General features: G+C 61.7%; 22 protein-coding genes. 5 read left to right on the top strand and 17 right to left on the bottom strand.

Annotated features, from left to right (window positions below; all coding sequences use genetic code 11):
* From purL to ATY29_RS10230, 3 genes are all read right to left on the bottom strand, one after another.
* On the bottom strand, window positions 1-2,232 hold the full coding sequence (gene purL / locus ATY29_RS10240; RefSeq protein WP_003568937.1) for a phosphoribosylformylglycinamidine synthase subunit PurL: 2,232 nt from the start codon (window positions 2,230-2,232) through the stop codon (window positions 1-3).
* A gap of 120 nt (window positions 2,233-2,352) precedes the next feature.
* Window positions 2,353-2,931 (bottom strand): acyloxyacyl hydrolase, encoded by a 579-nt coding sequence (locus ATY29_RS10235; protein WP_003568936.1) that lies wholly within the window; start codon window positions 2,929-2,931, stop codon window positions 2,353-2,355.
* Between the two features lie 121 nt (window positions 2,932-3,052).
* Window positions 3,053-4,471, bottom strand: a complete 1,419-nt coding sequence (locus ATY29_RS10230) for an aminotransferase-like domain-containing protein (protein WP_097532672.1) — start codon at window positions 4,469-4,471, stop codon at window positions 3,053-3,055.
* Window positions 4,472-4,552: 81 nt separating this feature from the next.
* Here ATY29_RS10230 and ATY29_RS10225 point away from each other — a divergent pair, with 81 nt between their 5' ends.
* On the top strand, window positions 4,553-4,810 hold the full coding sequence (locus ATY29_RS10225) for a DUF1127 domain-containing protein (protein WP_003568934.1): 258 nt from the start codon (window positions 4,553-4,555) through the stop codon (window positions 4,808-4,810).
* Between the two features lie 25 nt (window positions 4,811-4,835).
* Here the strand turns inward: ATY29_RS10225 and ATY29_RS10220 are convergent, their stop codons facing one another.
* The 7 genes from ATY29_RS10220 to ATY29_RS10190 form a co-directional block, all read right to left on the bottom strand.
* Window positions 4,836-5,228, bottom strand: coding sequence for a hypothetical protein (locus tag ATY29_RS10220; protein ID WP_003568933.1), 393 nt, complete (start codon window positions 5,226-5,228; stop codon window positions 4,836-4,838).
* 86 nt (window positions 5,229-5,314) lie between these two features.
* The gene (gene purQ / locus ATY29_RS10215) at window positions 5,315-5,986 is read right to left on the bottom strand and encodes a phosphoribosylformylglycinamidine synthase subunit PurQ (protein ID WP_003568931.1); all 672 of its coding nucleotides are present in this window, start codon (window positions 5,984-5,986) and stop codon (window positions 5,315-5,317) included.
* Window positions 5,983-6,537 carry an RNA 2'-phosphotransferase gene (locus ATY29_RS10210; protein ID WP_003568930.1) on the bottom strand — a complete coding sequence of 185 codons (555 nt, stop codon included), beginning with the start codon at window positions 6,535-6,537 and terminating at the stop codon, window positions 5,983-5,985. Before ATY29_RS10210 ends, purQ begins: the two co-directional genes overlap by 4 nt.
* 45 nt (window positions 6,538-6,582) lie before the next feature.
* Window positions 6,583-6,825: a phosphoribosylformylglycinamidine synthase subunit PurS gene (gene purS / locus ATY29_RS10205; protein WP_003568928.1), complete on the bottom strand. Its 243-nt coding sequence runs from the start codon at window positions 6,823-6,825 to the stop codon at window positions 6,583-6,585.
* Between the two features lie 36 nt (window positions 6,826-6,861).
* A complete protein-coding gene (purC, locus tag ATY29_RS10200) occupies window positions 6,862-7,626 on the bottom strand; it encodes a phosphoribosylaminoimidazolesuccinocarboxamide synthase (protein WP_003568927.1) in 765 nt (254 codons plus the stop codon).
* Window positions 7,627-7,855: 229 nt separating this feature from the next.
* On the bottom strand, window positions 7,856-10,141 hold the full coding sequence (locus ATY29_RS10195) for a putative bifunctional diguanylate cyclase/phosphodiesterase (protein ID WP_003568926.1): 2,286 nt from the start codon (window positions 10,139-10,141) through the stop codon (window positions 7,856-7,858).
* A gap of 96 nt (window positions 10,142-10,237) precedes the next feature.
* Window positions 10,238-10,792, bottom strand: coding sequence for an RBBP9/YdeN family alpha/beta hydrolase (locus tag ATY29_RS10190; protein ID WP_003568925.1), 555 nt, complete (start codon window positions 10,790-10,792; stop codon window positions 10,238-10,240).
* Window positions 10,793-10,969: 177 nt separating this feature from the next.
* Between ATY29_RS10190 and ATY29_RS10185 the strand changes: the two genes are divergently transcribed.
* Window positions 10,970-11,773 (top strand): DUF2189 domain-containing protein, encoded by an 804-nt coding sequence (locus ATY29_RS10185; RefSeq protein WP_003568924.1) that lies wholly within the window; start codon window positions 10,970-10,972, stop codon window positions 11,771-11,773.
* Window positions 11,774-11,902: 129 nt separating this feature from the next.
* Complete coding sequence (locus ATY29_RS10180; protein ID WP_003568923.1) at window positions 11,903-12,382, top strand: low affinity iron permease family protein; 480 nt, start codon at window positions 11,903-11,905, stop codon at window positions 12,380-12,382.
* A gap of 154 nt (window positions 12,383-12,536) precedes the next feature.
* Here the strand turns inward: ATY29_RS10180 and purB are convergent, their stop codons facing one another.
* From purB to ATY29_RS10155, 5 genes are all read right to left on the bottom strand, one after another.
* Window positions 12,537-13,844: an adenylosuccinate lyase gene (purB, locus tag ATY29_RS10175; RefSeq protein ID WP_025416264.1), complete on the bottom strand. Its 1,308-nt coding sequence runs from the start codon at window positions 13,842-13,844 to the stop codon at window positions 12,537-12,539.
* 72 nt (window positions 13,845-13,916) lie between these two features.
* Entirely contained in the window at window positions 13,917-14,402 is a 486-nt protein-coding gene (locus tag ATY29_RS10170; protein ID WP_165779345.1) for a hypothetical protein, read from the bottom strand.
* A 77-nt stretch (window positions 14,403-14,479) separates the two neighbouring features.
* Complete coding sequence (locus ATY29_RS10165) at window positions 14,480-15,205, bottom strand: DUF2259 domain-containing protein (protein ID WP_097532670.1); 726 nt, start codon at window positions 15,203-15,205, stop codon at window positions 14,480-14,482.
* Window positions 15,202-15,879 carry a ribulose-phosphate 3-epimerase gene (rpe, locus tag ATY29_RS10160; RefSeq protein WP_025416261.1) on the bottom strand — a complete coding sequence of 226 codons (678 nt, stop codon included), beginning with the start codon at window positions 15,877-15,879 and terminating at the stop codon, window positions 15,202-15,204. Before rpe ends, ATY29_RS10165 begins: the two co-directional genes overlap by 4 nt.
* Window positions 15,880-15,944: 65 nt before the next feature.
* Window positions 15,945-17,024 carry an ABC transporter substrate-binding protein gene (locus ATY29_RS10155; RefSeq protein ID WP_025416260.1) on the bottom strand — a complete coding sequence of 360 codons (1,080 nt, stop codon included), beginning with the start codon at window positions 17,022-17,024 and terminating at the stop codon, window positions 15,945-15,947.
* Between the two features lie 284 nt (window positions 17,025-17,308).
* Here ATY29_RS10155 and ATY29_RS10150 point away from each other — a divergent pair, with 284 nt between their 5' ends.
* The gene (locus ATY29_RS10150) at window positions 17,309-17,803 is read left to right on the top strand and encodes a flavin reductase (RefSeq protein WP_025416259.1); all 495 of its coding nucleotides are present in this window, start codon (window positions 17,309-17,311) and stop codon (window positions 17,801-17,803) included.
* Between the two features lie 26 nt (window positions 17,804-17,829).
* Entirely contained in the window at window positions 17,830-18,150 is a 321-nt protein-coding gene (locus tag ATY29_RS10145) for a TfoX/Sxy family protein (RefSeq protein ID WP_003568914.1), read from the top strand.
* Here ATY29_RS10145 and ATY29_RS10140 read toward each other — a convergent pair.
* Together ATY29_RS10140 and ATY29_RS10135 are read right to left on the bottom strand one after the other, a co-directional pair.
* Complete coding sequence (locus ATY29_RS10140) at window positions 18,120-18,569, bottom strand: NUDIX domain-containing protein (RefSeq protein ID WP_003568912.1); 450 nt, start codon at window positions 18,567-18,569, stop codon at window positions 18,120-18,122. The two genes, ATY29_RS10145 and ATY29_RS10140, sit on opposite strands and share 31 nt — an antisense overlap.
* A gap of 7 nt (window positions 18,570-18,576) precedes the next feature.
* Window positions 18,577-20,094, bottom strand: a complete 1,518-nt coding sequence (locus tag ATY29_RS10135) for a DEAD/DEAH box helicase (RefSeq protein ID WP_003568910.1) — start codon at window positions 20,092-20,094, stop codon at window positions 18,577-18,579.
* Between the last annotated feature and the right edge of the window lie 77 nt (window positions 20,095-20,171).

Here is a 20,171-nt window from a genome sequence, read left to right as displayed (position 1 = left end):
TTATTCCGCGGCCAGTTCGCCGCGGCCTTCCATGAAATCAGGGAACCACGATTCATGGGCATCGCGCAATTGCTGAATCGGCAGCGAGATGAGATCGCCGACGACAAGCGACGACCCCCCAACCGTGCCGAGACGGCGGAAGGGAACGCCGGCGCCTTCTGCATTGGCGCAAAGGAAATCGGCGACATCGGCCGGCACCGTCAGCACGTAACGGGCCTGATCTTCACCGAAGAGCAGCGCATGCGGCGCACCCTTGCCTTCGCCAAGATCGATCACCAGGCCCTTGTCTGACGCCATGGCCATTTCGGCAAGCGCGACGGCAAGGCCGCCCGAGGAAATGTCGTGGCAGGCGGTCGCCTGGCCGTTGCGGATGACGGAGCGGACGAAATCGCCGTTGCGGCGCTCGGCGAACAGATCCACCTCGGGTGCCGGGCCTTCGCGGCTGGAAAGCACGTCACGGAGGTAAACGGACTGGCCGAGGTGACTACCGTCGACGCCGATCATGATCACCTTGTCGCCGTCATTGGCGCTGCCGATGCGGACCATCTTGCGCCAGTCCGGCAGCAGGCCGACGCCTGCGATTGTCGGGGTCGGCAGGATGGCAACGCCATTGGTCTCGTTGTAGAGCGATACATTGCCTGAGACGATCGGGAAGTCGAGCGCGCGGCAGGCTTCGCCGATGCCCTTCACCGCCTGAACGAACTGGCCCATGATTTCGGGCTTTTCGGGGTTGCCGAAGTTGAGATTGTCGGTGGCGGCGAGCGGCTCGGCGCCGGTCGCGGTGATGTTGCGCCAGCATTCGGCAACCGCCTGCTTGCCGCCTTCGAAGGGATCCGCCTCGACATAACGCGGCGTCACGTCGGAGGAGAAGGCGAGCGCCTTGCTCGCATGGCCGTCGACGCGGACGACGCCGGCATCGCCGCCCGGGAGTTGCAGCGAATTGCCCTGGATCAGCGTATCGTACTGCTCGTAGACCCAGCGGCGGCTCGACTGGTTGGCGGAGCCGACGAGTTGCAGCAGCGCCTGGCCATAATTTTCGGGCGCGGCGACGAGATTGGCGGGCAGGGGGGCCTGCTTGCCGGATTCGCGCCAGGGGCGGTCATATTCCGGCGCCTGGTCGCCGAGATCCTTGATCGGCAGATTCGCGACTTCTTCGCCCTGGTGCATGACGCGGAAGCGCAAGTCATCGGTGGTCTTGCCGACGATCGCGAAATCGAGACCCCATTTGACGAAGATCGCCTTGGCTTCCTCTTCCTTCTCCGGCTGCAGCACCATGAGCATACGCTCCTGGCTTTCCGACAGCATCATCTCATAGGCGGTCATCCGCTCTTCGCGGACCGGCACCTTGTCGAGTTCGAGCAGGATGCCGAGATCGCCCTTGGCGCCCATTTCGACGGCAGAGCAGGTGAGGCCGGCCGCACCCATGTCCTGGATGGCGATGACGGCGCCGGTCTGCATCAGCTCGAGGCAGGCTTCGAGCAGGCACTTTTCAGTGAAGGGGTCGCCGACCTGAACTGTCGGGCGCTTTTCCTCGATCGATTCGTCGAACTCCGCCGAGGCCATGGTCGCGCCGCCGACGCCGTCGCGGCCGGTCTTGGCCCCGAGATAGACGACTGGAAGACCGACGCCCTTGGCTTCCGACAGGAAGATGGCGTTCGACTTGGCGATGCCGGCAGCAAAGGCGTTGACGAGGATATTGCCGTTATAGCGCGCATCGAACTCGACTTCGCCGCCGACCGTCGGAACGCCGAAGGAATTGCCGTAGCCACCGACGCCGGAGACGACGCCCGAGACGAGGTGGCGGGTCTTCGGGTGATCCGGCTCGCCGAAACGCAAAGCGTTCATAGCGGCGATCGGGCGGGCGCCCATGGTGAAGACGTCACGCAGGATGCCGCCGACGCCGGTCGCAGCGCCCTGGTAAGGCTCGATATAGGAGGGGTGGTTGTGGCTCTCCATCTTGAAGACGACGCAATCGCCGTCATCGATATCGACCACGCCGGCATTTTCGCCCGGACCCTGGATGACGCGGGGCCCCTTGGTCGGCAGCGTGCGCAGCCATTTCTTGGAGGATTTGTAGGAGCAGTGCTCGTTCCACATTGCCGAGAAGATGCCGAGCTCGGTGAACGTCGGTTCGCGGCCGATCAGATCCAGAATGCGCTGATACTCGTCCGGCTTCAGGCCATGGCCCGCAATGAGTTCCGGCGTGATCGGGATGGTGTTTGGAATGGTCATGAGCGGAGAGTCCCTGGCGCGTTTTGCGCTGTCTTTAGCTTATGTCGCGGCGGCGCGCGACAGGAAAATGCCCGCCGTCAACAGAGGGCGGGCAGACTTTTCCAGCAAAAGGACAATCGATCAGAATTTGTAGCCGATCTGCAGGCCGGCGCGCGTCATACCGTCGTTCGGGCCGTCGCAGAGATTGGCATGCGAGGAGTGGGCGATCTGGGCCATCACGTTCCAATTGCGGGTGAATCGGTAGCCGGCGCCGACATATTCGCGGAAGAGGACGCGGCAGCCCAGTTCCGGGCCGTCATCATCGCCTTCGAGATCGCCGGTATGGATAACGCCCCCGAAGCCGGCCTCGGCAAAGAGCTTCTCGTTGAAATCGACCGTCCAGGTAAAGCCGGTGAAGAATTGAGTGGCCTCGCCCGAGGTGCCGATCGAGGTGCCGAGATGAACGCGGGGATGCAGCAGCTGCTGTTCCCAGCCGACGGCGCTCTCATATCCGAAAGGATCGAAGAGGGCGGTCATTTCGGGGAAAACGCCGTCTTCCCTGGAATGTCCCGATTGTACCGAAGTCGAGACTCCGAAGCGCAGCTCATCGAAGATTTGCTCGCCGGCATTCGCCGCGCCTGCCACTGAGATACCGGAGACGACCGCCAATGACGCCGCACTCAAAAAACGCAACGCGATTCTTCCGAAGTCGACCGTCATTGGCTGTCCTTTGATTCGCGTCGAGCGATAATACAAAGACGTAGCATGGCGGTTGAGTCGGGAAAGCGCCCTGAACTGGCTCCGGCGTCTTTTCTAAATTATGACGTGTATTTGCAACAGGTCATATTTCACCATCATAGGCGGAACCGCCGTTTTCCAGTAGTCGGCGCAGGATCATCAGGCCCGCGATCAGCTCTTGACTGGTTTTCGGCGAGGAGAAGCCGACGCGAACGCGATGATAGGATTTTTCCGCGCGGGCCGCTTTGAATTCGTCCTCGTCGTCGACGAGCACGCCATCGCGGAAGGCGGCGTTCTTGAAGGTGCCCGACATCCAGGGCTCCGGCAGTTTCAGCCAGAGGAAGGGCGCATGCGGGTGCGATTGGAAGTCGAAGCCCTGCAACTGCTCGCGGGCCAGGCGGACGCGCCGGGAGAGTTCCTCGACGCTCTGCTTGCGGATCTCGTGCGCCGTGCCGCTTTCGACGAGGCGCGCGCAGGTTTCCGCCAGAATGAAGGGCAGGCCGCCGGTGATCATCCTGTGCGTCACCCTGATCCGCTGGGCAAAATGCGGCGGGCAGGCAACCCAGCCGCCGCGCACGCCGGCAGCGACCGATTTCGACAGGCCGTTGACCAGAAAGGTGCGGTCGGGCGCCAGGGAGGCGATGAGCGGCGTATCGTCGGCTGCCATGCCGCCGTAGAGATCGTCCTCGATCAGCCAGACACCGTGCTTCCTAGCGATTGCCGCAATTGCCACCCGCCGTTCATAAGGCATGATCGTTACCGTCGGATTGTGGACGGTCGGCATCAGGAAGGCGACCTTCGGATGCTGCTGCTGGCAGAGCCGTTCGAAATCCTCCGGGATCACGCCTTGCTCATCGGAATCGACCGTCAGTGTGCGGCGGCCAAGCAGGCGGGCGCTGCGGCTGACCTGCGTGTAGGTGAGGTTCTCGAAGACGATCTTGTCGCCCGGCGCCGAGACAGCGGCGATGACGGCGATTGCCGCCGCGTGAGCGCCGAGCGTTGGAACGATGTTTTCGACCTCCGGCGTCCAGCCGCTGCGGGCGAGCCAGCGGCGGCCGGCTTCGAACCAGTTGCCCGGAAAACTCCGGGAATAGGAGGAGATTTCGGCGAGATGCTGTTCGCCGATCTCGGAAAGGATAGCCGCTATAATCTTGCCCTGGCCGAGATCGGGAGCGGCTGTCGTGTCGAAACGGATCTTGTTGGCAGGCGCATCCTGGAAACGGGTGCCGCCGAGCGAGATGGCCAGAGGATCGGTCTGCTCGCTGGGCGGCGTCTCCGAGCGGTTCAGCACATAGGTGCCGCGCCCGACTTCGCCGGCAACCAAGCCGCGCTCGTGGACCAGCGCATAGGCGCGGCCGATCGTACCGATCGTCACGCCGATATCATAGGCGAGGTTGCGCTGCGGCGGCAATTTGCTACCGGCGGGCAGGGCGCCACTCGATATGGCGGTTTCGATGCTGTCGGCGAGCCGGAGGTAGACCGGTCCGGAGCCGCGGGAGATATCAGGAAGCCAATTTGTCATGGTGACAATTGCTTATATTGTCACATTGTATCTGTCAATATTAAGAGTCAATCCCAAGGATGAACCGAGAGGATTCCTGGAATGTCTGCCCTGCCTGAAATAAAAATGCCGATTGTACCTATTGTCTCCTTAGAGGATAGAAGGCAAATCGCTTTGCCGTCCGCGCCTGTCGAAAAGGCGACGCGTTTGGGACGAATCTGGGCCGCGCTTCTGCTCTGGCAGCAGAAGCGGGAAGGCCGGCGGGCGCTGAGAGAGCTTACGGCAGCCGGACTCAAGGATATCGGCGTGTCGCAGTCCGACGCGGCCCGCGAGGTCGGCAAATCATTTTTCTGGGATTGATCGCGTTCGGCGCTGACCGCAGCGATCAGCTGCAGGCTTTGTTGCCACCGGACCAGCGATTGACGTCGGCGGCGATACGGCCGGCGACTGGCTCCGACATCATCGGACCGAAGGCCTGGAGCCGTGACGGGCTTCCCTCGGCTTGGACGACCAGCAGCGGCCGAGCTTCCGGGCTGCCCTTGTGAACGAGCAGGATGCGCGGCCGGCCGGAGAAGGAATTGAGCTCTGGCGCGAGCTTATAGGCTGCAAAGGCGGGATCGCCCGATTTGAACCAGCAGGCATTGGCGCCGAGCGCCACGCGTTCCATTGTCGGGAGCGCCGCGCGGTTGGGACCTGTCGTCGGTGTCGATGTCTGGCAGGCTGCGACCATGGCTGCGAGAGTGGTCAACAGGGCGGCGTTTGCGAGGCGAGGGCGCATCAATCTTGCTCCGGTCCGGACGGAAGGATTTTCGGGTGCATGCCGTTACCCAAGGCCGTTACGGGCTCTTGGGCAATGTGCAGGGCTCAGGCAGCGATGACATCGAGCGCCGAGGCAAAGAGGCCACGGCCATCCGAGCCGCCATGGGCGGCTTCGATCAGGTTTTCGGGATGCGGCATCATGCCGAGCACGTTGCCCTTTTCATTCATCACGCCGGCGATGTCGTTGAGCGAGCCATTCGGATTGGTGCCTTCGGCATAGCGGAATACCACCTGGCCATTGCCTTCGATTTTCGCCAGCGTCGCTTCATCAGCGAAATAATTGCCATCGTGATGAGCGACCGGGCTGCGGATGACTTGCCCTTGCGCATAGGCGCGGGTGAAGTCGGTCTCGGCATTGACGACTTCGAGCTTGACTTCGCGGCAGACGAATTTCAGCGAGGCATTGCGCATCAGCGCGCCTGGCAGCAGGCCGGCTTCGACGAGGATCTGGAAGCCGTTGCAGACGCCGAGCACCTTCACGCCTTTTTCTGCCTTGTCGATGATCGCCTGCATGACCGGCATGCGGGCGGCGATCGCGCCGCAGCGCAGATAATCGCCATAGGAGAAGCCGCCGGGGATGACGATCAGGTCGACATCGGGGATCTCGGTTTCCGTCTGCCAGATCGTCACCGGTGGGGTTCCGGAGATCTTCGTCAGGGCAGCGATCATGTCGCGGTCACGGTTGAGGCCCGGAAGTTGAACGACGGCTGATTTCATGGGGTCCCCGCGTCTGGCGAAAGATATTGAACTGGAACGCTTTCGGCGAGCCATACTCCATTGTCGGAGACAAAGAAAGAATGACCCTCTGAAAACATGCGGGCCGCATCCACGCGCAGGATAAGATATTCACCCTTGCGGCGTGTTGCGACGATTTTCGCGGTTTCCACATCCGCCGAGAGATGAACGTGGTGCCGCTGCATTTTCTGTAAGCCTTCGCGCTCGATCGACTGCCAGTTCGTCAGGGACGTGCCGTGAAAGAGAACGGCAGGCGGTTCAACCGGGTTCAATGCGAGATCGACTTCGACGCTGTGACCCTGATTGGCGCGAATTCTGTTGTCGGTAAGGGTGAACCGCTTCTTCGGATTGTTTTCGACGATCTCGATAATATCGGCGCGGGAAACGTCGTATTTCGACATCAGCGCCTTTTCGAGTTCATCGAACGACACCCAGCCCTCGGCATCAAGCGTCAAACCCGCGGCTTCGGGCGCATGACGCAAAACATAGCTCATATATTTCGAGACTTCCGTCTCCAGCTTTGCCTGCGTCATGACGCCAAATCCTCAAAATCCGCCGGATGACGGGTCGGCCGATCGTCAGTCGATCGCTATCGCGTAGTTCTCGATCACCGTGTTGGCGAGGAGTTTTTCGCACATGGCCTTGAGGTCGGCCTCGGCCTTGGCCTTATCGGTGCTTTCCAGTTCGAGGTCGAAGACCTTGCCCTGTCTTATATGGCCGACGCCCGAGAAGCCGAGGGCGCCGAGCGCGCCTTCGATGGCTTTGCCCTGCGGATCGAGAACGCCGTTTTTCAGCGTGACGGTGACACGAGCCTTGATCACTTTGTCCTACCTGCCTTACTTAACCAGACGATCTGTTTACTTAACCAAAACGGGGCCGGTGCCGCGCACAGGCTCGTTTTCATTGATGATGCCGAGACGGCGCGCAACTTCGGAATAGGCTTCGAGCAGCCCGCCGAGATCGCGGCGGAAACGATCCTTGTCCATCTTCTCGTGGGTCTCGATATCCCAGAGCCGGCAGCTGTCCGGTGAGATTTCGTCGGCGAGGATGATGCGCATCAGATCGCCTTCGAAGAGGCGGCCGCATTCGATCTTGAAGTCGACGAGCTGGATGCCGACGCCAAGGAAGAGGCCCGTCATGAAGTCGTTGACGCGGATGGCAAGCGCCATGATGTCGTCGAGCTCGGCGGGATTGGCCCAGCCGAAGGCGGTGATGTGCTCTTCGGAGACCATCGGATCGTCAAGCGCGTCTGATTTGTAATAGAATTCGATGATCGAGCGCGGCAGCACCACGCCTTCATCGATCCCCAGGCGCTTAGCAAGCGAACCGGCGGCGACGTTGCGCACGACGATCTCCAGCGGGATCATCTCCACTTCCTTGATCAGCTGCTCGCGCATGTTGAGTCGGCGGATGAAATGCGTGGGGATGCCGATCTTGTTCAGATGGCTGAAGATATATTCGGAAATGCGGTTGTTGAGGACGCCCTTGCCGTCGATGACTTCGTGTTTCTTCTTGTTGAAGGCAGTGGCATCGTCCTTGAAGAACTGGATCAAAGTGCCCGGTTCCGGGCCTTCATACAGAATCTTTGCCTTGCCCTCGTAGATACGGCGGCGACGGTTCATCGTGGTCATTCTCTGTTGTTGGCGCTCTTGGGGTAGCGCGAGTGGATCGATCTCGTGGCGTCCCCTTAAAGGAAAAGAGTGTGTTTCACAATCCGCCTATCCTTCCTTCCCCGGTTTCCGGATTCTACGGAATACCGCCAAGAGAATCGAATGAATTCGCAAGACGAGTCTAGCGCCTTTTCCTGTACGGTGAAATGACGGCGATATGGCGGGCTGCTTGTGCAGGTCTTTATTTGGCGGCTCGGCTTGGCAGTGCGCGACGAAGCTGCGTCTGCAGGGCGCGCGCGGCAGTCTGCCCGTGGCGCCAGCTGCCGGCGCGGATGAAGGAAGGGATCTGCATGGCCGGCATCGGCCGGGCGAGTGCGTAGCCCTGCAGCGTGTCGCAGTCGAGTTCCTCGAGAATGCGGATATGATCGGCTGTCTCGACACCCTCGGCGATGACAAGGATATCGAGCGAGCGGCCGATATCAATGATCGAGCCGACGAGTTTGCGCTGCTCGGCCGATTGCGGCAGCATACGAATCAACTCGCGGTCGATCTTCAGCGTCTTCGGGCTCAAGCGCAGCAGGCTGACGATCGAGGCATGGCCGGTGCCGAAATCATCGATCTGGATGTCGATGCCGAGCTTGCGCAGCTTTTTCAGATTGGCGGTGACCGCCTCGTCGCAATCGTCGAGCGAGATCGATTCCAGCAATTCGAAGGCGAAGGTGCCGGGTGCGATCTTCAGAGCGCGGAGCTTCTTTCCGAGATCGGGATCGGCAAGCCGCCGGGCGGAAACGTTGACCGATATCTTCGGAACGGGCAACCCGTCCTTGATCCAGGTGCGGCGATCGGCGATGGCGCGCTCCAGGATCAGGGCGTCGATGGTCGAGACGACGTCGAGATCCTCGGCGATAGCGAGGAAACGGTCTGGTGTCAGCAGCCCATGCACCGGGTGTTGCCAGCGGGCCAGTGTTTCGACGCCGACGACATCAAGCGTGCGGGCATCGAATTGCAGTTGATAGAATGGCACGAATTCATCGCGCTCGAGGCCGATCAGGATCTCGTCGGCGAGGTGCTTGGCGGAGATGATGTCGCGGCGTGCAGACGCGGAGAAAAATTCGAAACGGTTGCGGCCGAGGCCCTTGGCGCGATAGAGCGCGATATCGGCATCGAGCAGCGTCTGCTTGGCATCTAGCTTGGGTCCGCTGTCGATGGCGATGCCGATGCTGGCGCCGAAACGGCAGTCGTGCCCCTCATATCTGACGGGTTTGCGCAATTCGCGAATGATGCGTTGGGCAAGGCCGCCGATCTTCTTCGAGGCGGAATCGACGGTGCAGAGGATGACGAACTCGTCGCCGCCGATGCGAGCCACGAAATCGACGGCGCGGACGGAATTCTTCAGCACGCTCGCGGCATGCTGCAGCATGGCGTCGCCGGCCCGGTGGCCGAGCGTGTCGTTGATCTGCTTGAAACGGTCGAGATCGATATGCAGGATCGCCAGCCCCAGGCCCTTGGCCCGGCATTCGGCCGAGCGTTCGTCCAGCATCTTGTCGAGATAGCGGCGGTTCGGCAGGCCGGTGAGATAATCGTGCAGCGCCAGGCGCTCGATGCTCTCCTTGGCAACTTCGAGCTCGCGGTTGTGCGCCTCGGCCAGATCCTTGGCGCGCTGCAACTCGTTGCGAAGCGCGACCTCCTCGGTGACGTCCCAATTGGCGCCGATCAGCTTGCGGTGGCCGTTGCTGTCGACGAAGAAGGCCGAGCGGGCTCGGATCACACGTTCGGCGCCGTCGCCGCGGATGATGCGGTATTCCTGCTGAAAATCACTGCCGCTTTCGACGCTGCGGTCGGACAAGCCCAGCACGCGCTCGCGATCGTCGGGATGCAGGCTTTTCGCCCAGACGTCGCTGGCGATCGGACGTGAGGCGCCCTTCAGCCCGTAAATGGAGATGAGGCGCTCGTCCCATTCGACGGTATCATTCTCGATATCCGCTTCAAAGACGCCGATGCGGGAAATCTCCAGCGCCAGATCGAGCCGACGCGATAGGCGCGACAGCGTATCTTCGGCCTCCTTGCGGTCGGTAATATCCGTATCCGTGCCGATGATGCGCGTCGGCACGCCGCTCTCGTCCCATTCCACGCAGGCGCCGCGGCAGTCGATCCACATCCAGTGGCCGTCCCTGTGGCGCTCGCGATATTCGAAGATCTGGAAATCCGGATCGCCGGCATTTTGGCGGTCGATGGCATGAACGACGAAATCGCGGTCATCGGGATGGACGAGTGCCAGCCAGGCGTCGTAATCGCCGGCGGCCTCCTCATCGGGCGCCATGCCGCGCATGGTCTTCCACGTCTGCGAATAATACTTCCGGTCGAGACGGTAGTTGTGATCCCAGACGCCAAGACCGGAGCCGACGAGCGCATGGTTCCACCGGCTCTCCCGTTCCGCCAGGTCGGAATCGTCATCCGCCACGTTGCCGACGCCTGCCTCAGCCGCTGCTAAATCATCGGCCTCTGGATGGGCTTTCTTCACGGGCATTCTCGCTTATTTCATCTCGCTGCAGTCTGCTGTCATTACATTAAGAAAGACTTAGAAAGCACCCGCTTAATTACCGAGAAAGGCCCGTTTGCTTCATCAAGCCGAGAGGCGGCTGAGGAACTGAGCGAAGACCATCGTGCCCTCGGGCCAGGGACCGTGACCGGAATCGGCATTGATATGTCCTGCCTCGCCGGCATCGACGAGGAAGGAGCCCCAGCTGCTGGCGATATCGTCGGCATGGTCGTAACTGCCGAACGGATCGTTGCGGCTCGCCACCGTGATCGACGGGAAGGGCAGCGGATCGCGCGGGTATGGGCCGAAGGTCATCAGGTGCTTCGGGCGGATGTCGGGATTGGCGACATCGGGCGGGGCGACGAAGAAGGCGCCCGCCACCGGCTTGCGGAAATGCGGGATGGCGTGGACCGCCGAGGTCACTCCGAGCGAGTGAGCGATGAGGATGACCGGGCGGGTCGAAGCGTTCACTTCCTCGGCGATCCGGGCGATCCAGTCCTCGCGGACCGGCTTTGACCATTCGGCCTGTTCGACGCGCCGCGCCGTGCTGAGCTTTGCCTCCCAGCGGCTCTGCCAGTGGCTCGGGCCGGAATTGGTATAGCCGGGGATGATGAGGATATCTGCGTCTGAGGCTTTCATAGTGCCGCCGATGTGAGAAGGCGCGCCCAAGATGTCAAGAGGGGATGTGAAGGGAGAGAGCGACACGGGCGCTTTGGTTTGCTATATTGCTCCAGTGCCGGTTGCGGATTTCGTGTCGGCTTGCCCGCCGATTGCGTGTCCGCCGCCGACCAGGTCTCGGCTGAGGAGGAGAAAGCCATGGCGGCATTTCATGTCATGACGGGTGCAGGCGAAAGCTTCGCGCGGCCCGTGGTCAATCGCATCGGTATCGCCGACGTCTTCGACGCGCTGAAGCGCGGCTACGACGATTTCATGGAGAAACCGTCCCACTACGTGTTCCTGTGCCTCATGTATCCGATTGCCGGCGTCTTCCTGACGTTGTGGACCTCGGGCGCCAACCTTTTGCCGATGGTCTTTCCGCTGATGGCAGGTTTCGTGCTGATCGGCCCGATCGCAGCGATCGGTCTCTATGAGATCAGCCGCCGGCGCGAGGCCGGCCTCGATAGTTCGTGGACGCATGCGCTCGAGGTACGCCATTCGCCGGCGCTGCCGTCGATCGTCGCAGTCGGGCTGATGCTTTGTGGAATTTTCGTCGTCTGGCTGGTGACGGCGCAGACGCTCTACAGCAATCTGCTCGGCGAAGTGTTTCCGCGCAGCATGGCGGATTTCTTCCGCCAGGTCTTCGGCACGCCCGAGGGCATGCAGTTGATCATCTGGGGCAATCTGATCGGTTTCGTCTTCGCGCTGGTGGTGCTCGCGATATCGGTCATCACCTTTCCGCTGTTGCTCGACCGCGATGTCGGCGCGGTGGCCGCTGTCGTCACCTCGATCCGCGCGACGGTCGCCAATCCGGTGCCGGTGTTGCTCTGGGGCCTGATCGTCGCTGCACTGCTCGTCATCGGCACGATCCCGGTCTTTGCCGGGCTTGCGCTTGTCATTCCCATCCTCGGCCATGCGACCTGGCATCTTTATCGCAAGCTGATTGCGCGGGAAGCCGTGTAATCTAAGATTTCCGGGGACCGCGAACTCTCGCGATCCCCGGAGGTTAAACCTTCGCCGACTTCCCGGAACCTCAAGACCTCTCGCCGCGTTATTTGTGACCGGCTTTGTGGGAGGATTTCAGAGGTGACGATGAAACATCTGTTCGCCCGCTTCGCAACCAAGATATCGGAATGGGCGGGCAAACCTGTCATCTTCATCCTGGCGCTCATCGCCGTCATCATCTGGGCGACACTCGGCCCCTTCTTCGATTATTCGGAAACCTGGCAGCTGGTCATCAACACCGGCACGACAATCATCACCTTCCTGATGGTCTTCGTATTGCAAAACGCCCAGACGCGCGACACGCGGGCGATCCAGGCCAAACTCAACGAGATTATCCTCACGAGCCACGCCGAGAACCGTTTCATCGGCATCGAGAACCTCGACGAGGATGAGCTGAAACGTTTGGACGAACTGGTCGCCAAGGCCGCCAAGGGCAGGGGCGAGACGGAGGCTTGCAGCACATCGGATGCAGCCAATGCGGCGCCTTCGAAAAAGGTGGGGGCACGCAAACGTGCTGATGCCGAAAAAGGGCCGAAGCAAAAACAACGGCCGCTTGAGAAAAGCTAACTATCATTCATTCTGCAATTACAAAAAGACAAAGGCAGACATGAAAACGGCGCCTGCGAGGGCGCCGTCAGTTTTTTGAAAGTCCCCTCGGGGGGTGTGGCTTGTCAACAGCCTGACGGCGCCTGCAAGACGCCGTCATAGCGTTGCAGCCCGCTCAAGCGTTGCCGAAGACGCGGCGGAAGATCGTGTCGACGTGTTTGGTGTGATACCCAAGGTCGAATTTTTCGCGGATGTCTTCTTCCGAAAGCGCCGCTCGCACCTCCGCATCGGCCAGCAACTCCTCCAAAAAATCCTTGCCCTGTTCCCAGACCTTCATGGCGTTGCGCTGCACCAGGCGATAGGCGTCCTCGCGGGAGGCGCCGGCCTGAGTCAGCGCCAGAAGGACACGCTGGGAGTGGACGAGGCCGCGGAATTTGTTGAGGTTCTTTTCCATGTTCTCGGGGTAGACCAAGAGCTTTTCGATGACGCCGGCGAGACGCGACAGGGCGAAATCGAGCGTCACGGTCGCATCGGGGCCGATCATGCGTTCGACCGAGGAGTGGGAGATGTCGCGTTCATGCCAGAGGGCGACGTTTTCCATGGCCGGCAGGGCGTAGGAGCGGACCATGCGGGCGAGGCCGGTCAGGTTTTCTGTCAGAACCGGGTTGCGCTTGTGCGGCATGGCCGAAGAGCCCTTCTGGCCGGGCGAGAAATATTCTTCCGCTTCCAGAACCTCGGTGCGCTGCAGGTGGCGGATCTCGGTCGCCAGACGTTCGATCGAGGAGGCGACGACGCCGAGGGTGGCGAAATACATGGCGTGGCGGTCGCGCGGGATGACCTGGGTCGAGACCGGCTCGGCCTTCAGCCCAAGGGCCTCGGCGACATGTTCTTCGACGCGCGGATCGATATTGGCGAAGGTGCCGACGGCGCCCGAGATGGCGCAGGTCGCGACTTCCTCGCGGGCGGCGACCAGGCGCTGGCGGCAGCGCTCGAATTCGGCATAGGCAAGCGCCAGCTTGACACCGAAGGTGGTGGGCTCGGCGTGAATGCCGTGCGAGCGGCCGATGGTGACGGTGTCCTTATGTTCGAAGGCGCGGGTTTTCAGCGCTGCGAGCAGGCGGTCGATATCGGCGATCAGGATATCGGTGGCGCGCACCAGCTGGACGTTGAAGCAGGTGTCGAGCACATCAGATGAGGTCATGCCCTGGTGGACGAAACGCGCATCCGGGCCGACGATCTCGGCGAGATGGGTCAGGAAGGCGATAACGTCATGCTTGGTGACAGCCTCGATCTCGTCGATGCGAGCGACGTCGAAGGTGGCCGCACCGCCCTTTTCCCAGATCGTCTTTGCCGCCGATTTCGGGATGACGCCGAGTTCGGCCAGCGCGTCGCAGGCATGCGCCTCGATCTCGAACCAGATGCGGAATTTGGTTTCGGGAGACCAGATGGCGACCATTTCGGGCCGGGAATAACGCGGGATCATGGGCGGCTGCCTTCACTTCAAGAGGTTGCTTCATTGAGGTTAGCGCCCCTGTAGCAAAGACCGGCGGCAATCTCAACGCATGCGTTTGGCAAGATGATAGCTGCTGACGACAAGGCAGACGAGACCGAGCGGCAGGAAAAGGCGCAGGCCGATCACCAGGAACTGGTAGACGGCGCTGATGCTGGTGAAGACGAACTGGAAGGCCCAGACGAAGCTGCCGAAGGGGGCGTGCCAGCGCGAATAGAACAGCCGGTATTCCATGGCGAAGAGAAAGGCGGTCATTGCGATCGTCGCTGCGGTCAGCGTCACGAAGAAGGCGGCAAAACGCGCCTCCGGCGGCCTGTCGTAGGCAAAGAAGCGGGCGACCGGCAGGGCGAAGGGCCAGGAGAGAAGGCCGCCGAGGAAATAGAGTGTGGCGACCTCGGCAAGCCGGCTCGACTGCAGGCCGTTGCGGAGGTAAAGACCGAGCATGGCGGAGGCGAGCATCTGCGTGCCCCAGAACAATGCGCCGGCAAACAGATCGGGGTAGGGCGGCCGTGCCGCTCTCAGACGATCCATCCTCGGGCTATTGGTCCTGGGGCGATCTGTCCTGGGGCGATCCGGGCTCGGGCCATCCATCCTTGGGCGATCCGGGCTCAGGGATGAACCGGAACGGCAATCCAGCGTCCGTTCCTGTCGGCGTCGAAGGCGAGGATGAGGGCGATGTGAACCGTGTTTCCGGATTCCGGCTGATAGACCACCGCACCGCCGATCCGGTATTCCACCGAACAGGCGCGCTCGGCCGGAACTATGGTCGCCTGCCGCGCCGCCTGGCGGTTCGGAGCGCCTTGTTTCTCGATCATCTGCAGGCTGAAGCCGAGAACCCGCTTGTCGATCGCCGCGCAATCCTTCGGCGTCGGTACCGGCATCTCGCTGAGTGAGAGCGTATAGGGCGATTTCGGCGGGCCGTCGGTCGCAAGCGTGGTATAGCGGATGGTCTTTGCGGGAGAGCCGAGTTCGGTCGGCGGATTGAAGGCGGCGATCAGGCCGGGATTGGTCAGCAGATCGTATTTGTCCATCTGGCTGCGCGCCGCCGTCAGGTTCTGCGGCCGCGCCTTGGAAAGATTGGCGTCCTTGTCGGTCATCTCCGTGCGGAACGGCGTGCCCTCGAGATACTGGCCGTTTTCGGTGTCGACGAAATAGGTGTTGGAGTAAGGGACGCCGCCTTCTTCCTTGAGGCCGAATTCCTGAAATCCGAACACCTTGCCATCGGCAGAAAAGCCGAGCGGCTGGATATTGGCAATGTCGCCGGCCAGTGACAGGGCGGGCAGGCCGGTCAATGCGGCGGCAAGCATGCCACCGAGGATCAGACGCTTGATCATGCTCGTGCCCCTTCGGCTGCCTGACGAAGATCGGCGACGGTCCGACGATAATCTTCGACTGTCGCGCCCTTGAAAATCGCCGAGCCGGCGACGAGGACGTTGGCGCCGGCGCGCGCGATAGCAGGCGCTGTTTCCACCGTGACGCCGCCATCGACTTCGAGTTCGATCGGGCGGTCACCGATCAGTGATTTTGCCGCGGCGATCTTGGCTGCCATCGCCGGAATGAACTTCTGCCCGCCGAAGCCGGGATTGACCGACATGATCAGGATGAGGTCGACATCGTCGAGCACGTTTTCGATGGCGCTGAGCGGGGTGGCCGGATTGAGTGTCACGCCGACCTTTTTGCCGAGATTGCGGATGGTCTGCAGCGAGCGGTGCAGATGCGGCCCGGCTTCGGCATGGACGGTGATGCGGTCGCAGCCGGCCTTGGCGAAGGCTTCGAGGTAGTCGTCGACCGGCGAGATCATCAGGTGGCAGTCGAAGATGGCCGATGTATAGGAGCGCAGCGATTTGATGACATCGGGCCCGAAGGAGATGTTGGGCACGAAATGCCCGTCCATGACGTCGAGATGGATCCAGTCGGCGCCGGCGGCCGTGACGTTGCGCACCTCCTCGCCGAGCCGGGCGAAATCCGCCGCGAGGATCGAAGGGGCCATGCGAATGGGCAGCGTCATCAAATCTTACTCCCTGTGGGCGGCCACTTGGGGCGGCACCCGATTTCAAGACTGGCCGCCGCCGCTCATTGCGTCGGCGCGGCAGGTGGAAAAAAGCCGTTGCCCCGCCATTCGAGCAGGCGGTAGGGATTTTGCGCGAGTTCGTGCGCCGCGGTGAAGGCAATGGCGCCGATCGGCGTCTGGAACGTCGTGGCGAGAAGCATTTCCTGGAGAGGCTTGCCCGCAGCAGCGGCTTCCGCCGCCTGGCCGGCGATCAATGCTGCCGCGAGCGACGGCAGGACATATCCTTCCGGCTCGATGCCTTTGGCACGCAGCGCGTCGGCTGCCGCTGTGGCTTCCGGCAGAACGGCATATTCCGGCAGAGCGACGGCGCGCACGCCTGTATCAAGCGGCAGCGGCTGGTCGGCGGCGCGCATGGCATCGCCGCTGAGGATGGAGAGCGGAATGTTTTCTGCCTTGGCGTCACGGGCGATGACGGCGACATCGTTGCGGTCGCCACCGATGAAGACCCTGGTGGCGCCGGCGCGTTTCAGACGGCGGACCAAGGCAATCTGCTGCTCCTGTCCCGGCCGATAGGTATCGGTAAAGACCGGCTTCAGGCCGTTCTGTTCCAGCGCGTTGCGCACCGCTTCCGTCAGCTCGCGGCCATGGATGGTGCCGTCCTCGATCAGGGCGATCGGATCGGCGGCCCAGTCCTTCAGGATCACCTCATTGATCTTTGCCGCCTCAGTGCCGTCGGCGGGCGCCAAACGAAAGAGCGGCCAGCCATTCTTCAGCGCATCCTCCATGAGGATGCGGGAACGCGCCGAGACGGTGATGGCGGGAATGCCGGCATCCTTCAGCTTCTGCAGTGCGCCTTCCAGAGTCTCGCTGCAGAGAAAGCCGATTGCGACCTGCACCTTGGCAGCAACCAGCGCATCGGCAACCGCAGCACCGCTATTGTCCTCACAAGTCTCGTTGATGGCGACGAGGGTATTTCCCGATTGCTGGATCTCGAAACCGGCACCGGCGGCAATCTGGGTACCAAGCAAAGCGAGCGTGCCGTTCTGAGGGGCGACGACGCCGATCGTCACGCCGGCCGCATGGCCTTGTGCCGCCGCTCCCAGCAGCATCAGACAGGCTGCTATGCCACGCAGGTTGATCATGAAAGGCGGAGATCCCCTAGCCATCGTCCATGCCCTTTTATCCGCACGGCCGCGATCGTCAAAGAAAAACAAGCGTGAAGCAATGCTTTTCACCGGTCCTATTGTAGAAAAGGTAACCGATGCTCGCCATATTGGCGCGATAGCAAGTCGAACGATAGCGCCACGTGTCTTTTCGAGAGCAGCAAAGGACGCTGTAGCACTTTGAATTGCTGCTAATTTTGTCCTAAGTCGATTCCGGTTTCAGGAATTATGCAGTGGCCATATAAGCGCGCACGGAGAAGCAGGTGTTGAACAGGCAGCATATCGACCCCGGCCTTTATCGCGATGCCATGAGCCGCTATGCCGGCCATGTGCAGCTCGTGACGACGGCAATGGAAGGCTTGCGCCGCGGCGTCACCATTACTGCCGCCTGCTCGGTGTCGGACAATCCGGCCTCGGTGCTGATCTGCCTCAACAATACCAATCCGAAGAACGAGATCTTTTTCCGTAGCGGCATCTTCGTGCTCAACACGCTCGGCGCCCATCACCAAGGCGTTGCCGACGCCTTTTCCGGACGGACGTCGCTTTCCGATAGCGACCGTTTCGCCAGTGCTCGTTTCGAGACGCTGGTTACCGGCGCGCCCGTTCTCGCCGATGCGCTCGCTGCCTTCGATTGCCGGGTGACCGACATCAAGGAAATGCCGACGCACAATGTCATTTTCGGCGAGGTTGCGGCTGTCCGCTTCAGCGAAAAGCACCCGGCGCTTATTTATATGAACCGGGATTATCACGCGCTGTGATTTTCAGGCTCTCGAGGGAATAGCGAATGGACAATGCCGGCATCGAGGAAATGTTTCAGGGGCTCGGCCCGGTCACGGTCAAGCGCATGTTCGGCGGCAAGGGCATCTATCATCTCGGGCGCATCATCGCGCTCGAAGTGCGCGACGAGATGCTGCTGAAGGCCGACGAGACGAGCGCTCCCGAATTTGCCGCTGCCGGCGCCACGCAATGGACCTACGAGGGCAGGAAGGGCAAACCGGTGAAGATGCCCTACTGGTCGATCCCCGACGAGGCTTATGACGATCCCGATCTGATGGCGAAATGGGTGCGGCTTGCCTATGAGGCGTCGCTGAGAGCCGATCGCTGACTGCATTCGGCTGAGGGCAGGGCTGATATCGCCGCCTTGGTGAAGGCCGAGAGCGGTTCCGGCAAATCCGTCAGCGGAAACCAGCCGAAATCGGAAAGCTTGTCCGGTTCGGTCAGTTGCGGCTCACCTTCGACGTCACGGGCGAGATAGAGAAGCGAGATCCAGTGCTGGCGGTCGGTATCGATGATCTGTTCGGTCACGCCGATCCGCTCGATCCGGCCGATCTTGAGGCCGGTTTCTTCCTCGGCCTCGCGGCGCGCAGCTTGTTCGGCCGGCTCCATATGGTCGACCTTGCCGCCGACGATATTCCAGTAGCCGGCTTCCGGTGCGCGCACGCGTTTATAGAGAAGAATCCTGGCGTCGCGCAGAATGACAAGGCCGACGCCGAAGCCCGGGAAATCGAGACCGGGCTTACCCATTGGGTGTTCAGACCTTGGCGCTGCCGGCGATCAGCATGAAGGCGGGGATATCATCGCCAAAGCCAACCGGGGTCGGGCCGTCGTCGTGGTCGCGATGGCGGCGGCGATCGCGGCTGTCATCGTTTGCCGGATAAGGCCGGCTGTTACGCGCATTGTTTTGCGGCTTCTGCTCTGCTTTGCGCTCGTGCTTCACGATGTCGGCCTTTACTGGTGCTGCCTGGATCACTTGGACGTCATTATCCTGTATGTCGTTATCAGATTTATGACCCGCGCCGCTGCGATTGCCGCGTCCGCGACCACGATCCCTGTCGCCGCGTTCACCCTTGGCGCCACGCTCGCGGCTGTTGCGCCGCGGGCGCTCGCTGTCGGCGCTTTCTTCTGCCGGGGGCAGGGAGTTCACATCGCCGTTCAGCCATTCGACCTTTTCGCCGATCAGCTTTTCGATTGCATCGACGAATTTGCTGTCGCGCTTGGTGACAAGCGTGAAGGCTGCACCCGAACGGCCGGCGCGGCCGGTGCGGCCGATGCGGTGGACGTAATCCTCGGAATGGATCGGCACGTCGAAATTGAAGACGTGGCTGACATCTGGGATGTCGAGGCCGCGGGCGGCGACATCCGAGGCAACCAGCAGCTGGAGATTGCCGTCACGGAAGCTCTGCAGCGTCATCGTCCGGGAGCGCTGATCCATGTCGCCATGCAGGGCGCCGACGGAAAAGCCGTGGCGCTCCAGCGACCGAAAGAGATCGGCAACATCCTTCTTGCGGTTGCAGAAGATGATGGCGTTCTTGAGTTCGGTCTGGGCGCGGACGAGTTCACGCAGCACCGCGCGCTTCTCGTAGTCCTTGCTGTGCGAGGCGACGAAGCGCTGCGTCACGGTCTTTGCGGCCGAGGCGGGCTTTGCCACTTCGATGCGCTCGGGATTTTGCAGGAAGCGGTCGGCGAGCTTCTGGATTTCCGGCGGCATGGTGGCCGAGAAGAACAGCGTCTGGCGGGTGAACGGGATCATCTTGGCGATGCGCTCGATATCGGGAATGAAACCCATGTCGAGCATGCGGTCGGCCTCGTCGATGACGAGGATCTCGACGCCGCTCATCAACAGCTTGCCGCGCTCGAAATGGTCGAGCAGGCGGCCGGGCGTGCAGATCAGCACGTCAGCGCCGCGTTCAAGCTTGCGATCCTGGTCTTCAAAGGAAACGCCGCCGATCAGAAGGGCGACGTTGAGACGGTGGTTCTTGCCGTATTTTTCGAAATTTTCGGCGACCTGGGCGGCGAGTTCACGCGTCGGCTCGAGAATCAGCGTGCGCGGCATGCGGGCGCGGGCCCGGCCCTTTTCGAGAAGCGACAGCATCGGCAGAACGAAGGATGCCGTCTTGCCGGTGCCGGTCTGCGCGATGCCACAAATATCGCGACGCTCCAGCGCAAACGGAATGGCTCCCGCCTGAATAGGCGTGGGTATCGTGTAGCCCGCGTCGGTAACGGCGGATAGCACTTTTTGGCTCAAGCCAAGGTCAGCGAATGTCGTCAAAGGGAAAACTGTTTCCGTTCCGGTTCGGCCGAGCTCTGAACGAGTCGGCGGGATTGCATGCCGCAATGCAGCGCGAC

It is taken from the genome of Rhizobium hidalgonense, assembly GCF_002914525.1.
In the GTDB taxonomy this organism is placed as follows: domain Bacteria; phylum Pseudomonadota; class Alphaproteobacteria; order Rhizobiales; family Rhizobiaceae; genus Rhizobium; species Rhizobium hidalgonense.
The sequence above is the reverse complement of the archived record's forward strand: the minus strand, read 5'-3'. Positions and strand labels throughout refer to the sequence as shown.

Excerpts from the sequence above, each read along its gene's own strand:
- purL (WP_003568937.1), bottom strand. The coding sequence starts at position 2,232 with ATGACCATTCCAAACACCATCCCGATCACGCCGGAACTCATTGCGGGC.
- ATY29_RS10235 (WP_003568936.1), bottom strand. The coding sequence starts at position 2,931 with ATGACGGTCGACTTCGGAAGAATCGCGTTGCGTTTTTTGAGTGCGGCG.
- ATY29_RS10230 (WP_097532672.1), bottom strand. The coding sequence starts at position 4,471 with ATGACAAATTGGCTTCCTGATATCTCCCGCGGCTCCGGACCGGTCTAC.
- ATY29_RS10225 (WP_003568934.1), top strand. The coding sequence starts at position 4,553 with ATGTCTGCCCTGCCTGAAATAAAAATGCCGATTGTACCTATTGTCTCC.
- ATY29_RS10220 (WP_003568933.1), bottom strand. The coding sequence starts at position 5,228 with ATGCGCCCTCGCCTCGCAAACGCCGCCCTGTTGACCACTCTCGCAGCC.
- purQ (WP_003568931.1), bottom strand. The coding sequence starts at position 5,986 with ATGAAATCAGCCGTCGTTCAACTTCCGGGCCTCAACCGTGACCGCGAC.
- ATY29_RS10210 (WP_003568930.1), bottom strand. The coding sequence starts at position 6,537 with ATGACGCAGGCAAAGCTGGAGACGGAAGTCTCGAAATATATGAGCTAT.
- purC (WP_003568927.1), bottom strand. The coding sequence starts at position 7,626 with ATGAACCGTCGCCGCCGTATCTACGAGGGCAAGGCAAAGATTCTGTAT.
- ATY29_RS10195 (WP_003568926.1), bottom strand. The coding sequence starts at position 10,141 with ATGCCCGTGAAGAAAGCCCATCCAGAGGCCGATGATTTAGCAGCGGCT.
- ATY29_RS10190 (WP_003568925.1), bottom strand. The coding sequence starts at position 10,792 with ATGAAAGCCTCAGACGCAGATATCCTCATCATCCCCGGCTATACCAAT.
- ATY29_RS10185 (WP_003568924.1), top strand. The coding sequence starts at position 10,970 with ATGGCGGCATTTCATGTCATGACGGGTGCAGGCGAAAGCTTCGCGCGG.
- ATY29_RS10180 (WP_003568923.1), top strand. The coding sequence starts at position 11,903 with ATGAAACATCTGTTCGCCCGCTTCGCAACCAAGATATCGGAATGGGCG.
- purB (WP_025416264.1), bottom strand. The coding sequence starts at position 13,844 with ATGATCCCGCGTTATTCCCGGCCCGAAATGGTCGCCATCTGGTCTCCC.
- ATY29_RS10170 (WP_165779345.1), bottom strand. The coding sequence starts at position 14,402 with ATGGATCGTCTGAGAGCGGCACGGCCGCCCTACCCCGATCTGTTTGCC.
- ATY29_RS10165 (WP_097532670.1), bottom strand. The coding sequence starts at position 15,205 with ATGATCAAGCGTCTGATCCTCGGTGGCATGCTTGCCGCCGCATTGACC.
- rpe (WP_025416261.1), bottom strand. The coding sequence starts at position 15,879 with ATGACGCTGCCCATTCGCATGGCCCCTTCGATCCTCGCGGCGGATTTC.
- ATY29_RS10155 (WP_025416260.1), bottom strand. The coding sequence starts at position 17,024 with ATGATCAACCTGCGTGGCATAGCAGCCTGTCTGATGCTGCTGGGAGCG.
- ATY29_RS10145 (WP_003568914.1), top strand. The coding sequence starts at position 17,830 with ATGGACAATGCCGGCATCGAGGAAATGTTTCAGGGGCTCGGCCCGGTC.
- ATY29_RS10140 (WP_003568912.1), bottom strand. The coding sequence starts at position 18,569 with ATGGGTAAGCCCGGTCTCGATTTCCCGGGCTTCGGCGTCGGCCTTGTC.